This is a genomic window from Methylophilus sp. (genome assembly GCF_052437885.1).
Classification (GTDB): domain Bacteria; phylum Pseudomonadota; class Gammaproteobacteria; order Burkholderiales; family Methylophilaceae; genus Methylophilus.
In genome coordinates this window covers 1-4,800 of sequence record NZ_JBQVPB010000023.1, presented here as the reverse complement: position 1 = coordinate 4,800, position 4,800 = coordinate 1, and the positions used below count along the sequence as shown (strand labels likewise).

The 4,800-nt window shown below is 41.5% G+C and carries 2 protein-coding genes; one reads left to right on the top strand and one right to left on the bottom strand.

Going from position 1 to position 4,800, the window contains the following annotated elements:
* Positions 1-1,613: 1,613 nt before the first annotated feature.
* On the top strand, positions 1,614-1,910 hold the full coding sequence (locus tag ACT6RZ_RS14810) for a hypothetical protein (RefSeq protein ID WP_444702848.1): 297 nt from the start codon (positions 1,614-1,616) through the stop codon (positions 1,908-1,910).
* A 166-nt stretch (positions 1,911-2,076) separates the two neighbouring features.
* On the opposite strand, the gene ACT6RZ_RS14805 is transcribed toward ACT6RZ_RS14810, so the two are convergent.
* Positions 2,077-2,367 carry a hypothetical protein gene (locus ACT6RZ_RS14805; protein WP_444702847.1) on the bottom strand — a complete coding sequence of 97 codons (291 nt, stop codon included), beginning with the start codon at positions 2,365-2,367 and terminating at the stop codon, positions 2,077-2,079.
* Positions 2,368-4,800: the final 2,433 nt, after the last annotated feature.

Sequence of the window (4,800 nt, the reverse complement as noted above, 5' to 3'; positions counted from 1 at the left end):
TACGGAAGCCGAGAGCTGCCAGCTAATTTTTTTCACGTCGGCATTCGCGCTTGAACAATCCAAACAAACTTCGAAAATACTACGACACTTGCACACCGCTAAATCACGATGAGTGATATATCAGTTAAGTCTCGGGAAGACTCATACTCTGATGAAGAAAGTTTGTATGGGGCGGATGATGTTGTGATGCACGAGATGGAGGCAGAGTTAGCAAAGATCCGTCCTTCCGAAGAGGATATCGACAATGAGAAGCAACCAAACCAATACAAACCGTTACGTAAGAGTTAATCACAGTAAGGATGCCGGTTTCGTACTGACTGAAATTCTTGCGGCAGCGCCGGACAACATTTTGAAACCAATAGTAGAATCGTTCTTTTGGCGGCCACATTTGAAGTACGACAGTATAATTGAAATGATAAAGCGATATTATGGCATAAATATACGGTATGTAATTCCATGTTTGGCGTCGGTGGTATGAGTACTCATTTTTGTATTAGTCCCAGGTCCTTTCATAGGAAATTGAAAGAATGGGGTCTGTCACGGAGGCACGACTACGATCGGGAAAGAATCAAGGAGATCATCGGCTTTGAGATTTCCAAAAATGACAATTACAACTTCGGCTATCGGTCGATGTATGATCACATTATTGAAACATACAAAATATGGGTTAAGAGGTGCGGAACATTGTGCTAAGAGTAGTGAGTTACGTGTGTTCAACCGACATTTTGTTTTCAGAGATGACGTTGCACAAATTATGAAGGAGCTGGATCCGGAAGGAGTTGAAAGAAGAAAGCAACATAGGCTTGTTCGGCGAAAAGCCTATTCTCTTGGACCGAACGATTGCTGGTGCTACGACGGCCATGACAAATTGAAAAAGTTTGGAATAGGTAAAACCCTGCGTTGATTCTGATCGGCTCAGATTACACTAAAGTTTATTGTCTGAAGCAATACATGGAGCGGTTGATTTATTTTCGAAATATATCATATGGCTGGAATGTGGCGTAAGTAACAATAAGCCCGAAGTAATTGCAGTTTACTATTTAAGAAGTATCCTGAAGATGGGCGGTGTGTACATTTTTGAGTGGTTGTACCAGATTAGAAACTAACAATTCCTTTCGCGCCTTTAGGTATTCCGCAAATGACAATGAGTGATTGCGGAACGGAAACAGTAATTGCAGCAGCGTTGCAAGTTATGCTAGTCAAGCATTCATCTCGAGCAAGTACGGACGAGTTGCAGAATGGAGATGATACGCCGCCGCTAGAAGGGGCCAACAGCTATGGGTCACATCATCGATTCGTTAAGTCGACACATAATCAAGCAATTGAGCACAGCTGGGAAAAATTGTTGAGACACACTTTCAGTGCACTCATCGATAACTTCCAATATTATGTCGATCAGGGAGTTTATGATCCATCGAATGCTTTGCAGAGGTACTTTCAGTGTGCCCAATTGAAATCAAAGTTTTATCGCCTGGTTTCTTTCTAATATAGCCTTCGTGCGCCAATAATATAGGCAAGTCTTCAGATATGTATTTCTGCCGAATGTCCAACATCGCCTCAATACAGTCAAAGAAGCTTTCAACAATCGATACAAGCGTCGCCAGAAGAAATCTATGCTACCAAGTGGCTGCTCGCCTTTCGAATCCTATCACTTACCTGAAAAGTACGGTGGTAATGAAATGATGATACCAGTTGAAAAGGGAATAGTGAAACTGCTTCTGAAGAAATTTGAAGGAGATTGTTGGAATATTCTGCAGCCGCTTTGTGAAGATTTTCGGAATGTGTGTGATGACTTCATCGCAAGGTCGAGATATAGCAACTTACAAGTGTTGCCTCTTGATGAGGCATGGCAAGCGTATAGTGAATTGCTTGATCTCATGGAAGACATCGGAAATACCGCAGACGAATAAATGACATCCATGGATGTCGTAGACGCAATAGCTCAGAACATTAATATCTGTGGGTAAATCAATGTCTAGGTCAGACAAAATATATTAATGCAAAAAATCCTGCTTTTATTGTAAAAATGCCGCGCTACTCTCTTCCTCGGCCAGCCACGTTCTCCACTTCTCTGAATCAGTTGTCGTTGGTTGGGGCCGGCATCTTTAGCTTCACCATCAAACGTTTATCATGTAAGTGTTGTAGCTCCAAATCGCTAACAGATCCGGAGCCATCCGGTATCGTCTCTTCATCTTCGCCCTCAACATCAATTGCTGGTTCTTCGCAATCTTCCACTTCAAGCTCATTTTCATCGTCAATGTCACTGTCTTCAACCATCACGTTTTCTTCCACATTCACCTGCTTCTCGAATGACCTTTTCTGCCGCTTAGTTTGAGCTTTACGTTTTGCAATTTGAAATTCCTCCATGCTAAGCTCAGGAAAGAATTTGCATATTTCATTACATTCGTGCTGTTGTATGAAAGTCTTGATCACATCAGCTCCAAGTCCTGTTCTGCAAAAGTTGAATACTATCAGCATCCCGATTATACCGCAGAAAATTCGAGCAAGCACACGTCAACATACTTTATTTTTGCCATAAACGGATCAGTTAAAAATTTACCGCTGCCTTGTAAATCGGTGACTAGACGCTCATACTTGAGCCGAATAGCTGACCAGTGAAGGAACGACGATAAATATTTTGTGATATTATTTTTGGGAAGGTTTTTGAATCGGGTATTAGATATATATTTTCGAAAGGATTTCTTAGGCAGTTCAGGCTCCAATGTGAATATATCACGGTAATCCTCAGGCAACGGCAAGGAACCGTCGGATTGCATGATTGGATTGAGTATTACCACGTATGATGGGATGTAAGTCAAACTCGGCACCTTCTTATCCTTGAATGAAGGCTATAATTATTCAGTAATTCAGTAAATTCCTCCCATCATTTGAAAATTCAACATTTGAATACTTACATCTCCTTTAAACCAGTCCTGATAATCTTTCAAAATACAATTGGCGGCCCACATGTCACGAACAGTTTGGAGGTACATATCCAGAATGGTGGGCATATCAGAAATATCCACTCCACTCTCTGCGAGGTATTCTTTTTTGAATACCTTGCCAACAAAGCCAGTACCACTGGTCTGTAATATTTGGTTGTTATCTACGAGAATATCAAATGTTCAAACGTCATTGTCAAGCATGCCAACTTTGTTAACTGTTATTTATGAATACAAACCTTTAGCGAATGCTTTGTAGCAATGACGCATAGCCCCGGATCCACGATGATCATCAGTTAACGTCACCTCACATGTATTGTATTCAAAATCACAGTGGATACTGTCTTCTATCCTGATTGGATAAATTATTACGGCCTCCTGCAAAAGCGGTTCATCGTCGTTATCACTTGGTTCAATGTCTGATGAATGGATTCGGGTCCTTGTTGGAGATATCGCTCTTCGTGTTGCAGTAAGCTTCAATTCAAGATACAAATAGACAGAATTAATGAAATCAGATGCAGAAAATCGGTATAGTGCATTACACGTACAGTATTAATTATTTCGTCGTCGTCGCGTTGTATGAAAACGATGTATATGCCTTTGTTACGTATGATTTCAATGTTCTTCTTCCTCCCATTATTCTGCGCTTGCGCATGTGTCCGCTCTCTTTGGATTATGTCCTCCATGGTCGTGTCATCGCCTGGACAGAATTCTGTCCATTCAGTCTTCCGCGCTACTCGAATATCGTGAGCAAATTGCCACAACTCTTCATCAAAAGCATGAGGGTTAGGCAATCGAGTTTTGAGCACGTTGAGTGCTTCTCGCTTCATAGTCTACACGATGTTGTGGTATGTGAGTTGTGAGAGTCTGAAGTGATTCTAACAAAAATGCGAAATTCCCCCGAAGTTCCCCACCTTCCATTTGGATTTCCTATCAAAATGTAAGCTGAATGGGAAAATTCCTAAATAATCACTAGTTTTGTGGCCAGCACCACGATTGCATCGAATCTAGAAGATTGTCAATTGTCCATCGACTCTCAATATCGAAAGAACGGAAGTTCAAAGGTTGTCTAATTGGTACCTTGAAATTTAAAGAGTAAACTGTCTTGTCCTGGTGCAAGTTTTTTGACACGGCATTTCTTGAATCCTGTACTGCTTTGGTATTTCTGTTTTTCTCAATTGCCTTGGCACGGTTATCATTGACAATCGCTTGACAATCTGCATTCCTAAAAAAAAGTTGCTCCACGGCCGCCATCACGGCATCCCTTTCTGTATGAATGAAGCAAATCAATAGAAGTGTTTACCTTGACAAAACAGTTAATTTCAAACAGACCTGCGATAGCTGTAGCCGAGGAACGGCTTCTTTTTCCTTCATCCACTTCGTCATCGTCCGCTTCCTGGTTTACATCTTATCTTACGACGTCGAAACTGAGATTAGCACATGCTTTATTGTCTTTTCACGCACGTTCATTGGCACATACGTTTCCTTTTGCCCGCTTTCTTGGGTTCATTCCGACTCGCGTTTTGAGTCTTCTCAATGCGAGCGCAATTGCCGCATTGATTATTTGACGTCAACTTTCGTACTATATCTCCACATCCCCAACAGAGATTATTATTGTCTCTTGCAGAATCGTCCGCGCATCCACCACACTCATCATTAGTGAACTCAGTATTCCGATAAGGATAATTAGCGTTGCAAGAAGGACATTTCATTCTTAGTTACTTTGAGTACGATTATGGATATTGGCAGTTTCACCGGATGGATGGATGAATGGATGGATGGATGGATACTTGCAGTTGAAATTTTTTTCAGAAGTGCTTGCGCGTAAAATTCCGGCTGGCAGTTCTCGGCTTCCGTA